Raw genomic sequence first — 18,513 nt, 5'->3', positions numbered from 1 at the left:
ATCAACGAATTTGTATGCTTTTATTGAATCATATTGTATGCAAGTGTGTGAATTTTGTCAATATTAAATATTTTGAAACAGTAAAAATTTTAGATTAACGATAGCTGTCCGCAATAAATAATCTCGTGGACAATAAAGCTTGAGAAACGATGTGAATAGTCCGTGATAAACAATCTCGTGGACAATAAAGCTTGAGAAACGATGTTAATAGTCTATGATAGTTAATCTCGTGGACAATAAAGTTCAAGAAACGATGTGAATAGTCCGTGATAAACGATCTCGTGGACAATAAAGCTCAAGAAACGATGTGAATAGTCCGCGATAAACAATCTCGTGGACAATAAAGCTTGAGGAACGATGTGAATAGTCCGCGATAAACGATCTCGTGGACAATAAAGCTTGAGAAACGATGTGAATAGTCCGCGACAAACAATCTCGTGGAAAATAAAGCTTGAGGAACGATGTGAATAGTCTATGATAGTTAATCTCGTGGACAATAAAGCTCAAGGAACGATGTGAATAGTCCGTGATAAACGATCTCGTGGACAATAAAGCTCAAGAAACGATGTGAATAGTCTGCGATAAACAATCTCGTGGACAATAAAGCTTGAGGAACGATGTGAATAGTCCGCGATAAACGATCTCGTGGACAATAAAGCTCAAGGAACGATGTGAATAGTCCGCGATAAACGATCTCGTGGACAATAAAGCTCAAGGAACGATGTGAATAGTCCGTGATAAACGATCTGGTGGACAATAAAGTTTGAGAAACACCGTTAATAGTCCGCGACAAACAATCTCATGGACAATAAAGTTCAAGAAACGATGTTAATAGTCCATGATAAACGATCTCGTGGACAATAAAGCTTGAGAAACGATGTGAATAGTCCACGACAAACAACCTCGTGGACAATAAAGCTCAAGGAACGATGTGAATAGTCCGTGATAAACGATCTCGTGGACAATAAAGCTCAAGAAACGATGTGAATAGTCCGCGACAAACAATCTCGTGGACAATAAAGCTTGAGAAACACCGTTAATAGTCCGCGATAGTTAATCTCGTAGACAATAAAGCTTGAGAAACGATGTTAATAGTCCGTGATAAACGATCTCGTGGACAATAAAGCTTGAGAAACGATGTTAATAGTCCGGGACAAACAATTTCGTGGACAATAAAGCTTGAGAAACGATGTTAATAGTCCGTGATAAACGATCTCGTGGACAATAAATTTCAAGAAACGATGTTAATAGTCCGCGATAAACAATCTCGTGGACAATAAAGCTCGAGAAACACCGTTAATAGTCTACGACAAAACGCAACTTTATTTTATTATTCATAATAATTTGGATATTTATGTTAAAATAGTCGTTAAAACCAATCAAATTAGAGGTGCAAGCGATGCGGGAGATACAAGCATTTTTGAGTAACTTTCAAAGAGAGATGAATTGGGAAATCTCTGAAGAAAACTATAGGGAGTCCAAAGATTCAATCTTACATAACTATATGCTACTGACAACTGAAGTTAGTGAGGTAGCTGAAGAGTTTAGAGCTATTTTTAATAAAACATACAAACTAGTTTCAGATGAAGGCATGAATGAGGAGGAAGCATTTAATATCGCCAAAAATCAGCACAAAGAAAATATCGGGAAGGAACTTTCGGATTGTATCGCGTATTTAGTAAAGTTCGCAAACTACTTAGATATTGACTTAGAAGATAGCTTCTATAAAAAAATGGACGAAATCAAATTGAGAGTAAATAAAGATCAAAACTAAGTGTTGAGATGGAGGTAGAAAAAATGGCAATAAGAAATTCGGCAAAAGGAATTATTGTAAAGGATAATAAGCTGTTAGCCATTAAAAAAGAAGATAAGGACGGCTACTATTATATTTTACCTGGTGGCGGTCAGGAGCATGGAGAAAATCTTCATGAAACTCTAAAGAGAGAGTGCATTGAGGAGATAAATACTGAAGTGGAAATAGGCGATCTGCTCTTTATACGGGAATACATTGGGAAAAATCATGAGCATTTTGAGTTTGATTCAAATGTCCATCAAACAGAGTATATGTTTTTATGTAAGCTTAGTGAAGAAAGTAAAGATATCGGCAATGGAATAGTCCCTGATGAAGGTCAAATTGGCGTGGAATGGCTAGCTTTGAAAGAGTTATTAGATTTCAGACTTTACCCTCAGACAATGCGAGAGTCGATCATTGATTACATGGCAGGCAAGAATTTATCCGTTTATCTAGGGGACATTAATTAATTTCATTAGGCGATTTTTGAATCAACTTAATTTGAAGGGGGTCATAGAATGTTTATCGTAAATGTTGAAGGTGCCATTTATAAGGATGGAAATTGGCTATTAATTGAACGCAGCAAAAAGGAAGAACATGCAGGAGGAACACTTTCCTTAGTTGGCGCGAAGGTGGAAAAAGAAAGAGATTCAACAGATATCCTTGAAAGAACTCTTAAACGTGAAATATTTGAAGAAATAGGGATAACAGTTAAGGACCTTGAATATGTAAATAGTTCTTCCTTTGTGACAGACGCAGGACAAAATGTGGTTGATATCGTTTTTCTTTGTGAGTTTGAATCGGGTGAGCCTTTCGCAAAAAGTCCCGATGAAGTTGAGGCTGTTATTTGGTTGAGTACAGTGGAAATCCTGTCCCATCCCGAGGTACCCATTTACTTAAAAAGAAATATTGAATTAGCAGATGCATTAATGAGGACAAGGATTTCATTAAAATCGTTATAGGGACGTTCATTGGAAAGATAAAAATGCGAAAAATCTTTAGCCAGTTACCGAACAACGTCGGCAACTGGCTGTAAAGTTCTCTATTAGTTTATTTTAAGAAATCTGGATTAGTGAATGCGGGATTCGGATATTTATAGAAGCCTTCTCCACTGCTTACGCCCATTTTCCCCTGATCGATATATTCTGCTTTAATTTTTTCTGCAATTTCTTTAGCAAACGGTACACCTTTTTCAGCTTTTGCCAAAGACAGATTATAAGGTGTTGCCATACCTACAACGTCTAAAATAGCAAATGGACCAGTTGGGGCTCCAGTTGATATCATCCAGTTTTTATCAATAGTATGAGGATCTGCTACTTCTTTTACCCATAAATTCATTGCAGCATCTAAAAATGGCACTAATAAAGAATTTAAAATATACCCTGGTTGTTCTTTGTGTAAACGGAATGGAATCATACCGATAGATCTTGCAAATTCCTCTACGATATCCGCATTTTTAGCATCGGTACCTACATGTCCCATTACTTCAGCTGTATTGTTTTTCCAAATTTCATTAGCAAAATGAAGAGCTAAAAATTTCTCGGGACGACCTGTAAACTCTGCAAATTGGCTTGGTAACATTGTAGAAGAATTTGAAGCAAAAATCGTTTTTTCAGGTGCTACCTCACTTAAATTTTTATAGAAATTTATTTTAATTTCTGGAACTTCGGGAACAGCTTCAATGATTAAATCTGCTTCTTTAACTGCTTCAGCTAGGTCAGAGCTATAAACTAGACGATTGAAAGCAGCTTCAGCCTTTTCTGCATCGTTGAAATACTCACCGTATATACCTTTTAACTTAGTAAAGCGTTCTTTTGCACTTTCTAAAGCTTGATCATTAATATCATAAACCGTAACAGCATAGCCAAAGAATGCAGTTTGGAATGCAATTTGACTGCCTAAAACGCCACTTCCGGCAACGCTTACATTTTGAAGATTCATTATCATTTCTCCTCACATATTATATTCATAAACTATTTTATAATTATTTTTACATACAGATAACCCTTAAAATAGGGTATTATATTAGAAAAATCACCTACATTTATAGGGAGGGTAAGATGATTACAGCCATACAATATGTACTGTTTTGTAAAATCAATCGCACTCATATTATTCAAAATACAAATTCCTATATTCAACAAACTAAAGAGCTGTCAGTAAAGGAGAAAGAGAATCTAGCTTTATTTATTGAGGATTTCTTAAAGTTCATCTCTAAGCAAATTGATGTCAAAAATACGAATGATTTATCGACTCAATTACATTTATTTATTCAAGTCTATACCCACGAGATTTCAGGAATGTTTTTAAGCCATTTCCGTTCCATTATTGAACAAGCCATGATTCGTTTACTTTTTAACCAACGTCATCCACAAACGGAACAAATTTTCATTTTTCAGTCGAGGCTCATCACAAATTTAACCAATCAATACTTTGCTTCCATTGATCAAATCAATAGTCTATCAAATCAAAACTCGATCTATCTGGAAAAATTAGACAAATTGAGTGAAATTCTCATTTCATCCTCAGGATCCGAAGAAATTCCCATTATTATTAATGAAATGAAGGAAATTTTTGCTTTTAAGCGCTGTAACTTTTACGCTTATAATGCATGGTCAAATGAATTTTATGGTATATATGGGGATGATTTAGAGCTGGTTCAGAGAATTAAAGGAAAGTTAACAGCGGAACATCCAGTATTTAACCTGAAAATTCCTTTATATTTACAGGATCCATCTTCTTATGTCGTAGATGTGGTAATCCAATATTTTAATTTATCCTCTATTATTTTCATACCGGTCATATATCGTGAACAATTATTTGGATGGCTCTCTTTCGACCAAAAGGGAGAGTCCTTTGAATATTCAAAACCGTTACTTGATACTTTAGAAATAGCGGGTATTCGATTAGGGATGTTTTTGGCTAGAAAGCCTTCAACCTATCGAATTGACAATGAAGTCAGTATAACCGAAAAGGAGAAAAGTATTCTGTATTTAATCTCAGAGGGATATAGCAATAAAGAAATTGCTTCTTTATTATTTTTGAGTGAGTATACGATTCGAGATTATGTTCAAAATTTGTTAACGAAATTGAATGCCAGAAATCGTACCCATATGGTGGCGAATGCATATAAAATGGGGTATATATCGTAGGAGAAAGAGGTTAATTCCTTGAAGATGTTCTATTTGATTTTGCGGTTCCAAGACCTAAGTCTGATTATGGCTCAGGTCTTTAATTTTTTTCCTTAGGATAATCATAAGAAATGCTTAGCATATGATTTATTTCTTGATAAAGAATTTCAATTCCCTTTCTTAACTCCACTTCAGAGCTATATGCAAAAGAGAGGCGCATATGGTGGGCATCATTCGGTCCATAAATATAGCCGGGATTAATAAGTACTTTTTTCTTGAGCAATCTCATAAATAGCTCGGTGGTAACAATAGGTTTATGGAATTTTAACCATACATAAAATCCACCCTTGGGAGATTCCCATGAAGCAATATTGCCAAAATACTGTTTTAATAAGTACTCCATAAGTGCTGCCCGTTTCCTTAGTTCAACTCTTAAGTGCTCAATATGCTTTTCATATTTGCCTGTCCTTAACCAGTATTCGACGATTTGCTGTGAGATTGCGCTTGAGCCATAATCCAATTGCATTTTAATATCAGCTAATCGTTTAATAACTGGGGTAGAGGCGATTACCCAGCCAATTCGCAAGCCGGGGCTCAAAGTTTTTGATACGCTCCCAATATAAAGAACTTGTCCTGCTTGATCAAAGGATTTTATAGCAGGCGTCGGCTCATCAAAGAGCAATTCAAAATAAACATCGTCCTCAATCATCGGTAATTGTATCGCTTCACTTAAATTATATAAATTTTTTTTCTCTTCTAGAGTCATGCTCATGCCAGTTGGATTATGAAGAGTAGGGATTGTGTATAAAATGGCTTGTCTTTTTTTGCGGATTCTTTCGATTGCTTCGGTAGTAAGCAGATTATTTGTTAGAGAATATAGGTTCATACCAAAGGATTGAAAAGTATGAATGGAATTTAAGTAAGAAAATTGGTTTTGAAAAACAAATGAACCTGTTTCTAATAGTCCAAGAGCAATTAATTGAAGTGCTTGAAGGCCCCCCGAGACGATACAAATATTTTCGGGCGACGTTTCGATTCCTCGCTTTTTCACATATTGGCAAATAGCCTGACGTAAACTCATGCTTCCTTGAGGGGAGGAATAACCGATTGCTTTACCATCTAAATTCACCTCGCTAAGGGAGCTCTGAAGTTCAGCAGTTGGTAATAACGATGGACTTAGCTCACCTGTACCTAATCGTAAAATGTGCTCATCTTGCTCGAATTCATTAATTAATTGAATGGTTTGGTAGTTTGCTCTATGGATGCTTGTTTCAATATAGTGCTGCCAATTTGTTTGTTTTTGCTTCACAAATACATTCCAGGAATCATTCGTTACATATGTAGCAGAGCCGGCTATAGAAGATAAAAGACCATTCGCCTTTAGCTCATCAATCGCTTCTTGAAGTGTACTGCGGTTAACGCCGAAGGACAGTGCCAGCTGACGTTGTGGAGGTAATTTCGTTCCGAGTGGCCAATCACCATTTTGTATTTGTTCTGTAATCCATTGAACAATTTGTTTTGTTAAGCTTGTGGTTAAGGAGCGATTCGGTTGCCAGTTCATTTTATATCTCCTTTAAAATTGGGTGGGAAGAAGTCCACCCAATTGGACCTTTTTTCTATTTATATCACATGTATGATAGAGAGGAAAGGAGTTTGAAAGATGGAACCTTTATTACATGGAATATTACTGGCATTTGGACTTATTTTACCTTTAGGGGTGCAAAATGTTTTTGTATTTACGCAAGGTGTTACGCAACCGACGATTATGAAAGCTTTACCAGCAACAATCACTGCGGCAATATGTGATACGGTTCTGATTTTGCTTGCTATTTTGGGATTATCACTAGTTGTTCTGCAATTTGAGTGGTTAAGGATTGTTTTATTAGTAGGAGGGATCCTGTTTCTTTTATATATGGGAAAAGTGATATGGTACTCGCCGCAAGCTGTTGTTGAGGGCGAAGAAGCATTACCTTTAAAAAAGCAAATCATATTTGCGCTTTCTGTCTCTTTATTAAACCCCCATGCATTATTAGATACGATCGGTGTAATTGGGACAAGTGCTATGAAATATAGTGGGAAAGAACAAATACTTTTTGCATTTGCATGCGTTTTGGTGTCATGGATATGGTTTTTGGGATTGGCAATTTTAGGATCAACCTTGAAGAAAATCCATATACAGAACCAAATATTTATATTATTTAATAAATGCTCCGCCCTTTTTATCTGGGGTACAGCCTTATACTTGCTTATCGGTCTTTTTTAATTTAAATAGAACATTTTTTAAATGAAGGAAATGCCCCTTGCTAAAGAGTATTTGCAAGCAATTTAGCTATGTGAATAGGGAGGATGCTACAAACTAGGCATTTACACCATTACATTCGTCTAGAACACAATTTCCTGGGTGCATATATTGTACAGAGTTCGAAATTGAGGAGGTGTTTTAGAATGGGTAAACAAAGTGGCGGTGAGTATGAATATAGCAATGGTGGAAATGGTTCAGGGTTCGCTTTATTAGTAGTACTATTCATTCTTTTAATTATTGTTGGTGCATACTACTTTAGCAGTGGATATGGTTACTAATAATTAAACAAACAAAATAGAAAAAACTAGCCCTCCAAATCCCTTGGAGGGCTTTATTATAGGGTAAAGATAACCTTTCTAAATTCACTTAGGTATAACTAAGGCTTTGTTCGAGGTGAGTCTTTCTAATAAATCACCTTAAAATTTCCATGAGTAGGAACAGTCGAAGGAAAGTCAGATTGTACATAATCTTTTAATAGAAAAGGAACTGTTCTAGTTGATTCATAGAAAAACTGCCGATTTTTCAATAAAGGAAAATCATATCCTGTTAACCGGTAACTGTTCAATACAACCTTATAGTTTTGCTCATTTACCAGAGGCTCACCTTGGAATGTCACATTCTTCAACCTATGGCCTGCGGGTTCCTTCACATCGATGATATAGGAAATCCCTCCCCAAAAATCGTATTGATAAGGCTGGGGAATATCAGGATACACGTTTGAACTAAAATCAATTTTACCCTCTTGATTGAGTGCAAATACGGCAGCACTTTGTTCCATTAACTCTTTTATTTCACTCCCTAATAGTGAAATAACCCTTAGCTTATGTTCTCGAGGTGCGTTATTAATTAAGTCTCGATTCGTGATCCTACCAAAAAATCCTCCATTCTCTAGATACAATAAATCACAAACTGAGATTTGAGCATTTGTAGCTTTGAGTTGCATATCGTGAATAAGTTGTATAAAGGGATGGCTTGAAAGTCGGGATGACAATAAACCCTTATAAGAATAATCATCCATAATGTATGCAACCTCTTTTTCAAGCCACTCTTCTACCTCTTGCGGATATGAAAATTCACCTTTTTTTAATCGGTGAAACTTTGCTTCATGCTGCCTTGTTTCAAAGTTTATTTGTACCTCGAAGAACCCGTTTCCATGAGAGGCAGGTTGAATAATTAAAGTATCCTTTACTCTTGTGTTTATAGATAGATGTTGGTGACCAGTAATGAGTAAATCGATGTCAGGGATCAATTCTAAAATTTCATTTGCTTGATTTTCACCAACGCGTTCTTGAAACACGGTGCCTGTTGTGGGATCCTCGGTAAAACCGCCATGATAGGAAACGATGAGATAATCTGGTTTTTCACTTGTTTTTACAACCTCCACCCAGTGTTGTAGAGCCTTTAACGTATTTTCAAATTGAAGTTCCTCTAGATATCCATGCTCGTCCCAAATGCGTGTGTAATGAGTTGTCGCACCAACAACAACAAATTTTTTTCCACCAATATCTTTTATAAAATAGGGTTTGGCAAAGTCCCCCATATTACAGCTAATCCAAGGGAAATGACAATCGAAACGAAAGCTTTCTATAGCTTTTAGATTATTATGAAATTCATGATTACCGAAAATGGCAACATCATAGATTTCGTTTGCTAGCTCAATCATCGGGTGCCTTTTTTTATGAAAATGCTTGTAATAAAAAGATGCTGGACTTCCATCTAAAAAATCCCCGTTATCTATCACTAAATCTGGATTCAAAGCCTTCATTTTTTTTATTAAATGTTCAAAGCGATCCAGTCTTCCGTGTAAATCACTCGTAATTAAAACGGATACCGCCATAAATTTCACCTCCATATGGACTTTATTTTGATAGCATATATTTAATATGGTAAATGAAATTTTACTCATTTACATCATATTGGGATATGTGCTACACTTATCTTCGTAAATTAAAACTATATATTGTGTTTGTTTTATGTAGGTACTACTATATGTAGTTTAATAGGGAAGTTCGGTGAAAATCCGACGCTGTCCCCGCAACTGTAATGCTGACAATGATTCGTGTGCCACTGTGTAAATACATGGGAAGGGAATCAAAGTGTGAAGCTAAGCCAGGAGACCTGCCTAGTAAAACAGATCAATCATTTCTTCGGGGATTGAGAAATGGGGACGCATCCTTTTTATACAATTCACTTAGGACGTTTCCAATTTTAGGTTATCTTTTTTCGAAGAGATAACCTTTTAATTTTTACTAAAAATTAGTAATTTCTACCTCTGTTTACACATTGTACAAGGTGGTATTGAAGAAAAAAAGAGATTAATAGAGAAGAGGGATTTTATGAAATTATATACAAAAACAATCTGTCCAAAATGCATGTGGGTAAAATCAGAACTGCAAAGAGCAGGGCTTGAAGTAGAAGTTGTGAATATCGATCAAGACGAAGAAGCAAAGCAAACGATTATAGACGCAGGCTTCCTTTCAGTACCTGTTTTAGAGTTTGATGGACAACTGGTAGGGGATGTGCAAGAGATTGTTTCTCAAATTGAGCTGATCGCAGGGTGATTGCTTATGCGAGTCGAACTGGAAACGTACGCTATATTGCTTCAAAAATACAGGGTGAAGCCGTTGAGATAAAAGAAGGATTGCAGTTGGACAAGCCCTTTCTTTTGATTACATATACAGATGGGCTTGGGGACATTCCACTGAAAGTTGCGCAATTTTTAGAGCGAAATGGAGCCTTTTGTAAAGGGGTCGTTGTGAGCGGAAATAGCAACTTTGGACATCATGTATTTGGTGGCGCAGGGGAAAAAATTGCATCAAGTTACCGTATCCCGTTAGTACGTAAACTAGACTTGCGTGGGTATCAGGAAGATTATAATGCGATTCAACAGTTTTATGAAAAGAGGGTCATTGAATGAAAACATATTTGAAACTAAATAATGATGTGCTGAATCGTTATAACACAACCGGGCAATTAGAGCTGGAAAAGGACCGTGAGGCGACACGACGTTACTTTTTAGAATATGTAAACGTACGCTTACGCTACTTTATCGATATAGAAGAGAAGATTCGTTATTTAGTAGAAGAAGGGTATTACGAAAAAGAATTTATTGAACTGTATGACCTAGAATTTATTAAACACTTATATAAAAAAGCATATGATTACAACTTCCGCTTCCCTTCTTTTATGAGTGCGAGTAAATTCTATGACAGCTATGCTATGAAAAGCCGTGATGGTGAAGAGATTCTTGAAAAATATGAAGATCGAATTGTGATTATTGCATTGTATTTAGCGCAAGGTGATGCAGACCTAGCAGAACGAGCGGTGGAAGCCATGATGGAAGGCTACCAACCTGCTACACCTACAGCTTTGAATAGTGGAAAGAAAGCTCGTGGGGAGCTGGTAAGCTGCTTTAAATTATCGATGGATGACTCAATGAACAGTATCGCCGAAAATATTGGTTACTGTTTGGAACTATCTCGCCTTGGTGGTGGGGTTGGTGTTAATTTAACAGATCTGCGTCCATTAGGAGATCCTATAAAAGGGATACTTAATCGTGCAAGTGGTGTTATCCCGGTTGCAAAGCTTCTAGAAAATTCCTTTAGTTATTCCAATCAACTCGGTCAACGCAATGGTTCAGGCGTTGTATACTTAAATATTTTCCATGCAGATATCGAGAATTTCATCTCATCCAAAAAACCAAATGCTGATGATAAAATCCGCCTGGCGACACTATCTACAGGTATTATCATTCCGAGCATTTTCTTTGAACTCATGAAAAGAGATAAGGATATCGTTCTCTTTAGCTCTTACGATATTTACAAAGAATACGGTAAACGGATGTCTGAAATCTCTATTTCGGAGATGTATTACGAGTTGCTGGATAATCCAAAAATCCGCAAAATAAAACGATTAAATGCAAGAAAGCTTTATACAGAAGTCAAAAAAGCTCAATTTGAATCGGGTTACCCATTTGAAATTTTTGATGATAACGTAAATGAAGTGCATCCACTAAAAAACATAGGTCGAGTGCAAATGTCGAATTTGTGCACGGAAATTTTACAAGTCCAGCAAAAGAGTATTATCACAGATCAAGACGAACCAAATGAGTATGGATTAGATGTATCTTGTAATCTAGGTTCCATTGATATACATGAAGCGAGTAAAGTAGCTGATTTTGGGAAACTAGTCGATACGTCAATGAGGCTATTAACAAATGTATCTCAAATGACTTATATCAAAAACGTTCCTTCTGTTGCAAAAGCAAATAAGTTAATGCATTCAGTTGGTTTAGGTGTCATGAACTTACATGGGCATTTAGTGACACAAGGAATAATGTATGGTTCAAAGGAATCCGTTGAATTTATTGATGGTTTTATGGAAGCGTTAAACTACTATTCTCTAAGAAGTTCGATGGAAATTGCGAAAGAGCGTGGAGAAACCTTTTACCAATTTGAAGAAAGTGAATATGCCAATGGGAACTACTTTGAACCATATATCAACAAAGTAGAAGAGCCATTCCATTCAGAAACGATTCGTGCGCTAGGGAATGTGCCGATTATTACTGCAGCAATGTGGAAGGAATTAGCGGAAGATGTAAAAAAATATGGTTTATTCCATAGCTATAGAATGGCAATTGCTCCAACTGGTTCAATCAGTTATATAAGATCTTGCACGGCGTCCATCTCACCATGCACAGAACGCGTAGAAGTGCGAGATTACGCAGATAGCCGCACAATTTACCCAATGCCATATTTAACGAATGATAATGCACACCTCTATGTGGAGGCTTATGATGTGAATGCTTATGATTTAATCGATTTGTACGCTGCTGCACAAAAGCATGTCGATCAAGGGATTTCGATGACGTTATATGTGACTGATGCGTGGACAACCGAACAACTAGCAAAAATTTATATTTACGCTTGGATGAGAGGAATCAAGTCGGTTTACTATGTACGACAACGTTTGCAAACATTAGAGGAGTGTGTAGCATGTCAAATTTAGTTTATGAGGCAGTCAATTGGAATAAACCAACAAGTGAGCTCGCTCAAATATTTTGGGACCAGCAATGGAAACAAATATGGTTCCCTGAAGAAATTGCTGTTAGTAAGGATGTAAAGCAGTGGCAAAGCTTCGAGCATCAGGAAACATATAAAAAGGTATTTGCTGGCCTGACATTACTGGACACGGTTCAAACCAATATTGGCATGAATCAAATTGCTACGTATGCAACAGATTTACAAGAGAAAGCTGTGTTTACTGTCTTTGGAGCTTTTGAAGCTATTCACGCCAAATCCTATTCATATATATTTACTACCCTTTGCACAAATACGGAAATTGATGAATTATTTGAATGGGTCAAGAAAAATGAGTATCTACAATACAAGGCCAATAAAATAGGGGATATCTATAACGGTATTGAAGAAGGGAATCCAGAAAGCTTATGGAAGGCAATGTTTTCTTCTGTGATGCTGGAATCCTTCCTATTCTATTCAGGATTTTTCTATCCACTTTATTTAGGGGGACAAGGAATTTTACGTAACTCAGCAGAAGTAATTTCATTAATATTACGTGATGAATCCATCCATGGTGTTGCAGTAGGCTTCTTTGCTCAAAATCTTTTCAAACAATTTTCGAAGGAAAAGCAAGATAAGTTAACGGTTTGGGGATATGATCTCCTGCTTGATTTATATCAAAATGAAATGAGCTATACGGATGATGTGTATGCAGAAACGGGACTTTCTCCAGACGTAAAAGCTTACGTTCGATATAACGCCAATAAAGCCTTGATGAATGTGGGCTTTGAGGCAATGTTCCCTGAAGAAGAAGTAAATCCAATTGTCATGAATGGCATTCGTAATGAAGGATCTACCTATGACTTTTTTAGTCAGAAGGGATCTACTTACGCGAAAGCGAAAATGGCGCCAATTACGGATGACACATTTGATTTTAAAAATAGAATCTAAAAATAGAAACTCACAAAGGGAGATTCCTTGTGAGTTTTTATTATGCCTAAATTGAAATTTCTGTCTATATTTGTAGAACGATTTTTAAAGGAGTATAGTATTTTTTTGCGAATTGTATGGAGTAAGGGGTGATATGTATGTCAGATGTAATAGTAGTAGCGGATATATCAACGGGTGAAGATCTTATTTATAATACGTTGGCGGTTAGTAAGATAGTAGGTGTTCACGAAAGGACTCTTAGGAATTACTGTACCTTGATGCAAAAACATCATTACGACTTTCAAAAGAACAAAAATGGACATCGCATTTACTACAAAAAAGACATTGAAATCATAAAAAAAATAGTTGACCTAAAAAACTCTAGTTCCCTGACAATCAAACAAGCTGTAAGTGAAATCCTTGGTACAGCTATAGATGAACTCCATGAAAGCCATCAAAAGAATTCCGAAGAGAAGAGGGACATAAATACTCTTCTTGAAGAATTTGCAGCATTCAAAAATGAACAAATGGAATTCAATAAAACCCTTCTAGAACAATTAATTAAACAGGAACATTATATAAAAAACAGCATTGAACAACGCGACAAAAAATTAATGTTTGCCATGAAGGAGTCCATGGAAACAAGAAGACAGCTTGCTGCAGCTGCCGAAGCGGAAAGAGAAAAGGAAAATGAAAAAAATAAGAGAATATGGTGGAAATTTTGGAAATGATAAATTATCAAATTATTAATAAATAAAAGTAGCTTGCGAATATTGATGCCGCAAGCTACTTTTGTTTTAAACAACTACTTACTAACTAATGTAAATTGGCGTATAGTAAAGTTTATAGAATTTAGAAAGAAGGACTTCGATGTTAGCCGATTTCAATAAACAACTCCAAAAACTAATGCCGATTTTAACACCGCTTAGTTTAATAATAGGTGTTCTTCTCGAGGATATTGGAGGGCAATTAGTATTTCTTGTACCGTGGTTATTCGCATTTATGACGTTTGCTGGTAGTTTAAGCATGAATTTTCAAGGCTTGCGAAGTTTCATAAAGTACCCTTGGGTTATTCTCATCACCATCGCATTTTTACATATCCTCATGCCTGTTTGGGCGTACTTCATCTCAAATCTTTTATTTGATGATCATTTATTGGTAATCGGATTTATTCTTTCGGTGGCCGTTCCCACTGGAGTAACTAGCTTTATCTGGGCTAGTATTAGTAAAGGGAACCTCCCGCTTTGCTTATCCATCATTTTAATAGATACAATCCTTTCGCCGGTTATCTTACCAATAATAGTTCACTTTGTTGTCGGTGAAAAAATTGAAATTAATACCATGTCCATTATGCTCGATTTATTGTGGATGATCGTAATACCTTCAATTTTAGCAGTTTTGTTAAACGAGTGGACCAAGGGTGAAATAAACCGAACCCTTGGTGAAACACTAGCGCCATTTCAGAAGCTAAGTTTATTTCTTATTGTAGGAATTAATAGTAGTGCCATTGCTCCATACTTAAAAAACATTACGTGGGAAATCATTTGGATTATCGTGGTGGTTTTTTTGATGGCCATCTCTGGTTATATAATGTGCTTAGTTTTAGGACATTACTTATTCAAAGACTTTGAAATCATTACGACCGTTGTTTTTACAGGAGGAATGCGGAATATTGCCGTGGGGGTAGTAATTGCAACGACTTACTTCCCGCCCAAAGTTGTAATGCCGGTAGTATTTGGTATGCTGTTCCAGCAAATCCTTGCTTCACAATTTAATAGAGTCTTAGAAAAATACAAAGAAAAATATAAAGAGAAGTGTCAATCGGAAGAAGGACGATTCAATCATGAGAATTCCTCAGTTTTATAAGATTCTTTAAAACTAATAAGAAGATAAATGGGAAGTATGAACTAACATACTTCTCTTTTTTATTCCTCTAAAGTCCTTGTCTGACTACTTTAGCTCTATGGCTAAGTATTCAGAAAAATGTTAATTTTGTTATAAAGAGACTAAATTTATAAGGAGATGTAAACTATATGGGCATTAAAGCGACCAAAGGAATTTTTGTAGGTAATCTGTTATTACTTGGTTTATCAATAGTTAATATGCTGTTTGCAACATCTAACCAGACTTTGATCATTAGTGCTGTTGGAATCGTCATTTTAGTGGTTAGTACAATCTATACATATACATCTATTTCCCTACCTTTGAAGAGAACAATACATAATGCAAGACAGATTAGGAGTGGTGATTTAAATATTGATAAAACATCAAAAATGAAAAATGAAATTGGCGAACTATCTCAATCTTTAATAGGTATGAGTGAGAATCTTAAATCAATCTTTGGTCAATTAAATAGCTTATCTGAACGATTGGTAGAATCATCAAGTAGTTTAAAGTCATCAACTGAGCAAACAAATGTATCAACTAACCAAATGGCAGCGTCCATTCAAGAGGTTGCTAGTAGTGTAGATATACAGGGTAAGAACATACAAGAAAGTGCCTCGGCAATGAGTGAGATTACTATTGGAATTGGTCGTGTAGCTCAAACTACAAATAGCGTCGCTGAATCCGCTTCAGAAACAACCACTCAAGCAAATTTAGGGAATAAGTATATCCAAGAAATTGATAAACAAATGAACTCTATTTATAGAGTAAATCATGAAACGAATTCTGTTATGAAAGAGTTAGAAAGTAAATCAACAAAAATTGGCAGCATTATAGGGGTAATTACAGGGATTGCCGATCAAACGAACCTATTAGCATTAAATGCAGCAATCGAGTCTGCACGTGCGGGTGAGCATGGAAAAGGGTTTGCGGTTGTGGCTAACGAAGTAAGGCTCTTAGCGGAACAGTCAAAGGAAGCTTCGAAACAGATTGAGGAAATTATCAAGTTAATTCAAGAAGATACAAATCAGGCCTATGTGATGACGAATAAAGCAACAGAAGAGACGAAAAACGGATTGGAATTAGTACAGGTTACAGGTAAAACATTTACTCAAATTATAACATCTATTGAAAATGTAAGTGCTCAAACACAAGAATTGTCCGCAGTAGTGGAAGAAATGTCTGCAAGTACAGAACAAGTAAATGCATCATTTGAGGATGTATCACAATTAGCTCTTAATTCTTCTTCAAAAATGTCGGAAATTTCAGCGGCATCCGAACAAAATTCTCATGCATTAAATGAAGTGTCCTCTTCAACTAGTTCTTTAGCTGATGTTGCAGAACAACTACAAGGAATGGTAAGAAAGTAAGTCTAAATACCATGCAATGAGTGTCAAAGCCGGTTCAATCGGAGACACTCATTTTTTGTTGATAAAATAGTTTCCAAATTTCCAAATATCCAAATAGTGCTAAATGCACTTTGTTTTTATTGGTCACTAAGTTACAGTAGTGGGACAAATAGAGGTGTTTATTTTGAAGGGATTAAGTTATTTCCATCCTTTAGTATGGAGTATTTTACTTGGCACTATTTTCACTCGTGCAGCAAGCTTTATGACCATTCCATTTCTCGCATTATATCTACATAACGAGTTGAATGCTTCGCCGCTAGTTATTGGAATAACTCTGGGGGCGGCTCAATTATTTGCAACCTTTGGAGGGATTTTTGGGGGATTTTTAACAGATAAATTAGGTCGGAAACTTGTTATTATTTTTACTATTTTTGTTTGGAGCGGTGTCTTTATTGGCTTTGCTATAGTTAAGAGTGTGGTGTTATTTGCGGTTCTTAGTAGTATAAACGGATTATGTCGATCCTTTTTTGAGCCCGCAACGCAAGCTTTAATGATCGATTTTACAGAAAAAGAGAAACGTAGAAGGCTATTTTCAATACGATATACAAGCATCAACATTGCTGGTGTGATTGGGCCTGTTTTAGGTGTATGGATTTCTAGTTTATCGAGTGCGGTTATGCCATTTATTATTACCGGCGTGATGTATGCTGTTTATGGTTTTGTCCTTATTGCTTTATTAAACCACTTTGAAATGCGTCAGCAATTAGCGGCCGAAAGACAGACACTTTCCCAGATGCTAAGAGTGGTAGGAACAGATACAAAGCTACTTCTTTTACTGGCTGGCGGCGTGCTTATTAGTCTAGGTTACTCACAATACGATTCCACATTGCCTCAGCTGGTAAATCTTTCAGTGGAAGATGGCGTACAATTATATTCAGCCTTACTTGTGATCAATGCTGCAATCGTTTTATTGTTCCAGTTACCAATCAGCGTGTATTCGGAAAAAATTTCATCTCTCAAAAGCTTGAGTTTAGGGATGTGTTTCTTCGCTTCTGGCTTCATATTATTTAACATAGCATCGAGTTGGACATTATTTATTGTAGCGATGATTGTCTTTTCGATTGGTGAGATTTTTGCATTTCCTATGATGAATGCCATGATTGAGGAGATTGCACCAGATACACAAAAAGCCACTTATTTAGGTGCATCCCAACTAAAAAATATTGGCGGATTTATCGGTCCGATTTTCGGTGGATGGCTTCTCACTCATTATGCAGGAGAAATATATTTTGTTATGGCAGTGATCGTATTACTAAGTCTCGTATTTTATAAAAAAGCTTTATCTATGAATAAAGTAGTATAAAAAGATGGATGGGGGATTCAACATGAATGAAAGGTATCCGATTGGTCAGTTCTCATGTGGTGAAAGCATTTCTTCGGAAGAAGTTCAGCTATGGATTCATGAAATTAAAACATTTCCAGCGCGATTAAATGAAGTTGTTAATGAGTTAGATGAAGAATTACTTAAAAATACTTATCGGGAAGGTGGCTGGAACATTCGGCAGCTTGTCCACCATATAGCGGATAGTCATCTGAATTCCTATATACGCTTCAAACTTGCTTTAACCGAAAACAACCCAACCATAAAACCCTATGCAGAGGAAAAATGGGCCGAACTCCCTGATTCAAATCTTCCTATTGAAGTATCCTTGGCGTTAATACAGTCGTTACATGAACGATGGGTATACATATTAGAAAAACTTACAGTCGTACAACTAAAAAGAACCTTCACTCATCCAGACGCTGGTGACATTACGCTTGAGAAAAACATTGGACTTTATGCATGGCACGGGAATCACCATCTAGCTCACATCCGTAATGCCATCAAATGATAAAAAGTGTCACGCCTTAAGAAAAAGAAGGAGTGACACTTTTTATTGCTCAGTAATAATGAGTAAAACGTATTTTATCTCCGAAATTATTAATCGAATACCTTTAGTCTAACTACAGAAAGTTGTTCATTTTAGAAGCCGCAGCCTACCACGTAAGCTGCACAATTACTGCGGAAAGTTTAGAAGATGCAACTAGTGTGAGCGGACATTTACAT

The 18,513-nt window shown here is 36.2% G+C and carries 18 protein-coding genes, 1 riboswitch and 1 other annotated feature (1 of these 20 running past the window's edge); of the genes, 15 read left to right on the top strand and 3 right to left on the bottom strand.

What is annotated here, in order from left to right:
• Positions 1–14 (bottom strand) — a binding site (T-box leader) (it extends 225 nt beyond the left edge of the window).
• Positions 15–1,420: 1,406 nt separating this feature from the next.
• The 3 genes from C1N55_RS19150 to C1N55_RS19140 are packed head-to-tail and all read left to right on the top strand — an operon-like array spanning position 1,421 to position 2,754.
• Positions 1,421–1,774, top strand: a complete 354-nt coding sequence (locus C1N55_RS19150) for a MazG nucleotide pyrophosphohydrolase domain-containing protein (protein WP_370452552.1) — start codon at positions 1,421–1,423, stop codon at positions 1,772–1,774.
• Positions 1,775–1,797: 23 nt separating this feature from the next.
• Positions 1,798–2,262 (top strand): NUDIX domain-containing protein, encoded by a 465-nt coding sequence (locus tag C1N55_RS19145; RefSeq protein ID WP_137730275.1) that lies wholly within the window; start codon positions 1,798–1,800, stop codon positions 2,260–2,262.
• Positions 2,263–2,310: 48 nt separating this feature from the next.
• Entirely contained in the window at positions 2,311–2,754 is a 444-nt protein-coding gene (locus C1N55_RS19140) for an NUDIX domain-containing protein (RefSeq protein WP_137730274.1), read from the top strand.
• A gap of 88 nt (positions 2,755–2,842) precedes the next feature.
• On the opposite strand, the gene C1N55_RS19135 is transcribed toward C1N55_RS19140, so the two are convergent.
• A complete protein-coding gene (locus tag C1N55_RS19135) occupies positions 2,843–3,733 on the bottom strand; it encodes a 3-hydroxyacyl-CoA dehydrogenase (RefSeq protein WP_137730273.1) in 891 nt (296 codons plus the stop codon).
• A gap of 119 nt (positions 3,734–3,852) precedes the next feature.
• Here C1N55_RS19135 and C1N55_RS19130 point away from each other — a divergent pair, with 119 nt between their 5' ends.
• Complete coding sequence (locus C1N55_RS19130) at positions 3,853–4,944, top strand: LuxR C-terminal-related transcriptional regulator (protein WP_168193906.1); 1,092 nt, start codon at positions 3,853–3,855, stop codon at positions 4,942–4,944.
• Between the two features lie 79 nt (positions 4,945–5,023).
• Here C1N55_RS19130 and C1N55_RS19125 read toward each other — a convergent pair whose 3' ends face one another.
• Positions 5,024–6,484, bottom strand: coding sequence for an aminotransferase-like domain-containing protein (locus C1N55_RS19125; RefSeq protein ID WP_137730271.1), 1,461 nt, complete (start codon positions 6,482–6,484; stop codon positions 5,024–5,026).
• 99 nt (positions 6,485–6,583) lie between these two features.
• On the opposite strand from C1N55_RS19125, the gene C1N55_RS19120 reads away from it, so the two are divergent.
• Both C1N55_RS19120 and C1N55_RS19115 read left to right on the top strand, forming a co-directional pair.
• Positions 6,584–7,186: a LysE/ArgO family amino acid transporter gene (locus tag C1N55_RS19120; RefSeq protein ID WP_137730270.1), complete on the top strand. Its 603-nt coding sequence runs from the start codon at positions 6,584–6,586 to the stop codon at positions 7,184–7,186.
• A gap of 182 nt (positions 7,187–7,368) precedes the next feature.
• Positions 7,369–7,503: a YjcZ family sporulation protein gene (locus C1N55_RS19115; protein WP_137730269.1), complete on the top strand. Its 135-nt coding sequence runs from the start codon at positions 7,369–7,371 to the stop codon at positions 7,501–7,503.
• A gap of 125 nt (positions 7,504–7,628) precedes the next feature.
• On the opposite strand, the gene C1N55_RS19110 is transcribed toward C1N55_RS19115, so the two are convergent.
• Positions 7,629–9,062, bottom strand: coding sequence for a bifunctional metallophosphatase/5'-nucleotidase (locus C1N55_RS19110; protein ID WP_168193905.1), 1,434 nt, complete (start codon positions 9,060–9,062; stop codon positions 7,629–7,631).
• A 123-nt stretch (positions 9,063–9,185) separates the two neighbouring features.
• Positions 9,186–9,366: riboswitch (cobalamin riboswitch) on the top strand.
• Positions 9,367–9,561: 195 nt separating this feature from the next.
• Here C1N55_RS19110 and C1N55_RS19105 point away from each other — a divergent pair.
• The 9 genes from C1N55_RS19105 (at position 9,562) to C1N55_RS19065 (ending at position 18,298) form a co-directional block, all read left to right on the top strand.
• On the top strand, positions 9,562–9,786 hold the full coding sequence (locus C1N55_RS19105; protein ID WP_137730267.1) for a glutaredoxin family protein: 225 nt from the start codon (positions 9,562–9,564) through the stop codon (positions 9,784–9,786).
• A complete protein-coding gene (gene nrdI / locus C1N55_RS19100) occupies positions 9,783–10,142 on the top strand; it encodes a class Ib ribonucleoside-diphosphate reductase assembly flavoprotein NrdI (RefSeq protein WP_137730266.1) in 360 nt (119 codons plus the stop codon). The genes C1N55_RS19105 and nrdI overlap by 4 nt, the downstream gene beginning before the upstream one ends.
• Complete coding sequence (nrdE, locus tag C1N55_RS19095) at positions 10,139–12,232, top strand: class 1b ribonucleoside-diphosphate reductase subunit alpha (RefSeq protein WP_137730265.1); 2,094 nt, start codon at positions 10,139–10,141, stop codon at positions 12,230–12,232. The genes nrdI and nrdE overlap by 4 nt, the downstream gene beginning before the upstream one ends.
• The gene (gene nrdF / locus C1N55_RS19090; protein WP_137730264.1) at positions 12,220–13,194 is read left to right on the top strand and encodes a class 1b ribonucleoside-diphosphate reductase subunit beta; all 975 of its coding nucleotides are present in this window, start codon (positions 12,220–12,222) and stop codon (positions 13,192–13,194) included. Before nrdE ends, nrdF begins: the two co-directional genes overlap by 13 nt.
• Positions 13,195–13,331: 137 nt before the next feature.
• The gene (locus tag C1N55_RS19085; protein WP_137730263.1) at positions 13,332–13,904 is read left to right on the top strand and encodes a DUF3967 domain-containing protein; all 573 of its coding nucleotides are present in this window, start codon (positions 13,332–13,334) and stop codon (positions 13,902–13,904) included.
• A 139-nt stretch (positions 13,905–14,043) separates the two neighbouring features.
• Positions 14,044–15,039 carry a bile acid:sodium symporter family protein gene (locus tag C1N55_RS19080; RefSeq protein WP_137730262.1) on the top strand — a complete coding sequence of 332 codons (996 nt, stop codon included), beginning with the start codon at positions 14,044–14,046 and terminating at the stop codon, positions 15,037–15,039.
• A 167-nt stretch (positions 15,040–15,206) separates the two neighbouring features.
• Positions 15,207–16,427, top strand: a complete 1,221-nt coding sequence (locus tag C1N55_RS19075) for a methyl-accepting chemotaxis protein (RefSeq protein WP_137730261.1) — start codon at positions 15,207–15,209, stop codon at positions 16,425–16,427.
• Between the two features lie 163 nt (positions 16,428–16,590).
• Positions 16,591–17,769 (top strand): MDR family MFS transporter, encoded by a 1,179-nt coding sequence (locus C1N55_RS19070; protein WP_370452551.1) that lies wholly within the window; start codon positions 16,591–16,593, stop codon positions 17,767–17,769.
• Positions 17,770–17,791: 22 nt separating this feature from the next.
• The gene (locus C1N55_RS19065; RefSeq protein ID WP_137730260.1) at positions 17,792–18,298 is read left to right on the top strand and encodes a YfiT family bacillithiol transferase; all 507 of its coding nucleotides are present in this window, start codon (positions 17,792–17,794) and stop codon (positions 18,296–18,298) included.
• Positions 18,299–18,513 lie beyond the last annotated feature (215 nt).

This window comes from Lysinibacillus sp. SGAir0095 (assembly GCF_005491425.1).
Lineage (GTDB): Bacteria > Bacillota > Bacilli > Bacillales_A > Planococcaceae > Ureibacillus.
Note: the sequence above shows the minus strand (reverse complement) of the source record. Positions and strands in the feature narration are given on the sequence as shown.